The organism is Halalkalibacter oceani (genome assembly GCF_023715705.1).
GTDB classification, from domain to species: Bacteria; Bacillota; Bacilli; order Bacillales; family Bacillaceae_D; genus Halalkalibacter; species Halalkalibacter oceani_A.
Window position 1 is genome coordinate 1 of sequence record NZ_JAMBOS010000053.1, and the last position, 3,550, is coordinate 3,550.

Annotated in this window: 3 protein-coding genes; all 3 read right to left on the reverse strand. The window is 47.4% G+C overall.

From position 1 onward, the window contains the following. Positions 1 to 613 precede the first annotated feature (613 nt). The 3 genes from ypeB to M3212_RS21480 all read right to left on the reverse strand — a co-directional run bounded on the left by ypeB (position 614) and on the right by M3212_RS21480 (position 3,422). Positions 614 to 1,963, reverse strand: coding sequence for a germination protein YpeB (ypeB, locus tag M3212_RS21470; protein ID WP_251195955.1), 1,350 nt, complete (start codon positions 1,961 to 1,963; stop codon positions 614 to 616). A gap of 19 nt (positions 1,964 to 1,982) precedes the next feature. Then, on the reverse strand, positions 1,983 to 2,933 hold the full coding sequence (gene sleB, locus M3212_RS21475; RefSeq protein WP_251195957.1) for a spore cortex-lytic enzyme: 951 nt from the start codon (positions 2,931 to 2,933) through the stop codon (positions 1,983 to 1,985). Positions 2,934 to 3,170: 237 nt separating this feature from the next. Further along, positions 3,171 to 3,422 carry a VanW family protein gene (locus tag M3212_RS21480; protein ID WP_349774223.1) on the reverse strand — a complete coding sequence of 84 codons (252 nt, stop codon included), beginning with the start codon at positions 3,420 to 3,422 and terminating at the stop codon, positions 3,171 to 3,173. Between the last annotated feature and the right edge of the window lie 128 nt (positions 3,423 to 3,550).

The following is a 3,550-nucleotide window of genomic DNA, read 5'->3' on the forward strand; positions in this document are numbered from 1 at the left end:
ACGGACAGGGCGTAACATACACAACTCACCTCACAATTAATCTACCTATATTATACTATATTTACCCGAATAATCGGATTAATATCTACAAAAAAAGACTGTTGAGAAGACTTTCTCAACAGTCTGAGAAGAAGCACGATATGCTTCTTCTTTGTTAATAGTCTTGGTTTTGTTCTTCGACCCCGCTATCGGGATGGGGGGGCACGCTTACCCCAGGTGGGCGTTAAACGAACCGGCTATGCCGGTGGATTTCAACCTGCCTTTCCCTCCTGCAGGAGTCGGCCCTCCCATCCAGTCCGCTTTTTCTTGTGGGAATAAGGGAGGTTGCTTCTCCTCAAATAAAGACAGGTGATCAGTTTTCTGAAATACAAGTGAAAGAAACGACAGGGAGTGAAACGTTAGTAAAAATGGTGTTCATTCCAAACATATTTGGCATACAGTTGAGGCGCTGGACGAGTCTGATGGAGCGCGAAAAGATTTCTGCCCAGAATCTGAAAAAACTGGCGATATGGCACCGGAGGAACAACCATACAAAAAATGCAAAAAACGGCTTTGAGAGAGGACTCTCAAAGCCGTTTTGTCTACGGTCTGCGATATGTTTCTTCTTTTCCGTTTATGAGAATTGATACACCGGCTCGGTTCCGTCAAGGCGTTCGACCTTTTCTTCTTCCCCATCTTCGGCATTAATAAAGATCCGGTATGTGTCCTGATCAATAACACCGAAAAACTCGTAGCACAGTACCTCTTCTTTCAGCTCATTTTCAATCAGTGCCACATGACTTTCCATCACCTCAAGGCGTGGATTGAGACGCTCCTCGGCCTCCGCTTTCGTTATTGCCGGTTCCGGAATAGTGCGCTCCTTATGGTTCAGCAGGTAATTCTTGGCTTCATAGCCGAGAATATCCCCGTCATCAAGCGCCACTTCCAGCGTAACCGAGTCTGGATAGACACGGACATTTCCATCAATATAGGCAAATTCAAGCATCCCGATCGAATCATACTGCTTGCTGTCAATCAGCTGCATCCCTTCCTTGCCTGTCCGCTTCAGGAAGGCTTTGCCTTTTTCAACCGCTTCATTCAGGCTGAGCCGCTGTTCGTTAATTTGCCTGTCCTGCAAAAACCAAATCGGCTCACCGCCATTTACACTCATATCCATATAATAATTCGTTTCATGCTCCGGATCGTCAACGACAATCGTATAAGCTGGATATTCAAGTCCATTGCCTGTATCGGCAACATGGACCGGCACCTCCGGACTCATTTCAAGATATTGACGCGCGATTTTTTCAGCTTCCTGCTTCGACACTTCTCTTCCGGAAAGAGCCTTCTTCAACTCCCCGTTCAGATCATCAATTGCGGCAAGGCCGGCTCCCCACTCTGTCTCACTGAAGCCTTGTACCGACTTATTCATCACTTCAAGATTATTGACAATCGTGTTATCACCGGGTTCCTGACTTGCCTCCAGCTCTTTTTCAAGATCGAGCCACTGATGGCGGTTGGCGAGCATTTCCGCCTGCGATTTCCGCAGCTCTGAACGAATATCCTTTGAATGTTGATAGAGATGCGTTAGCGTATCGTATTCCTTGTCAGTAAGCGGCTCCTTATCCAAATCACGAATGGACGTTTGATAGCTGAAGCGGCCAAGCTTGTACAAGAATTCCTCCGTCTGGCCCAAATCAACTGAGTTCAGCGGCAGCTGTCCGATTTCTTCCTGTGCCAGACTCGTCACGCGCCATACTTCAGCTAGCGCTGGAGTCAGCTGACGCCTTGTATTCATCGCCAAGGTTGCTCCGAGCTGATCCTCAATTTGATCGAGATGAAAAGCCAGCTCATGAAAAGCACGCTGATAATTGTTTTCCGCTGTAATCATTAAGGTCTGCTTTTGCTCCTGTTCCTGGAAGCCCCAGAACCCAAGACCGACAACAGCAACGCCCAATAGTCCAATAATGATATTTCTCAACATGATCCTTCACCTCCACTATTTAATGACAGAAAATATGTTTTCCAATTCGCTTAATTTGTGGGCGCGTCCAAATCCAGCCGGATGTTGCGGTATCAGGATTGAAATAATAAAGCGCATTTCCGGTTGGGTCTTGACCATTTAATGCATCAAGCACCGCTCTTCTGGCCGTCTCATTTGGCGTCAGCCAAATTTGACCGTCCGCGACTGCTGTAAAGGCCCGCGGTTCAAAGATAACGCCGCTGACTGTGTTCGGGAACGTCGGACTGTTCAGCCTGTTAATAATGACGGCGGCCACGGCTACCTGGCCGACGTACGGCTCACCGCGCGCCTCACCGTAAACAGCATTGGCCATCAATTGAATGTCATTATCGGAATAGCCCGGCGGAACATTTGTTGCTTTTTCAATATTGGCGTCATTATCCTGCTGTTCCGGTGCTTCTTCCTCCGGCACTGGTTCCGCTGGCGGCTCCTGCTGTCCACCTTGCTCTGGCGTTCCTCCCGTACCAGGAGTACCACCTGTCTGTCCACCGCCTTGTGGCGCTTCAGCCTGTCCGCCTCCGCCCTGCGGCTGCCGGGTTTGGCCTTTTTTCTCGCTGCCTTTTGCTCCTTTTTGAATATGCTTTGGCGTTTGACCGTAATGGGTAAATTTGCGCCCCTCCTGAAGCGCCTTTTGCACAAATGCTTCATCATAATCTGTTGACCGTTCCAGCATATCCTTCATTTCTGGCCCAACGAGACCATCAATGTCGAGGCCGAATTCATATTGATAATTTCGAACAGCCCAATAGGTGCTCCACCCAAATACTCCATCAATTTTCCCATTGTAAAATCCAATATACTGGAGCCGCGCCTGCAGCTCGACGACATCATCACCTGTCGCTCCTTGCTGAATGATCTGGTTTGAAAAAGCAAACCCTGGGCTGGCAGGTCCTACTAACCCAAGCGCAACGAGTACGACTATACATACCATTCTCCATGTAAACAGATCCCGCTTCATGATGAATCATTCCCTCCTTATGTTTTGTTATCTGTTTCATGACACGCCTTTTTTTTGGTCATGATTGATACAAATAGTGTTTGTTCCAGCCTTCTTTTTATACCATTCTTTTGACGAGACAGAAAAAAAGCCTCAAAAAAGCTTGATCTCCAGCTTCTTTGAGACTTCATTTCTATACAAGTTGATCCTGCGCCATGCAGCCGTACTTAGTTATAAATAACGTTGCGCCGTTTTGATGATCGCGATCAGCTCGCTTTTCTCCCGGTCGACTTTCATTTGAATCAAAACCGGATAGTCAAAGCTGTTGCGAAAGCGCAAATCGGATGTACCCCAGTTAACCATCGCATCTCTTCCTTCCGGCACATACGAAACAGGCAGCGAATGGGGATTGCGCTCAATGATTTCCATTCCGGCATCCAACGCGACATTATATAATGTCGTCAGATTGTCGAGAAACCCCACGTCTGAAAAGTGGGGTTTCTATTTTGCCTTTGCTTTTTTCTCTAGGATTTAAGAAATTACTCATAAAAGAAGATTGCCAGCCATCTCACCCTCTGGTGAGGTGGTTGGCAATCTTCTTTATGTTCTGT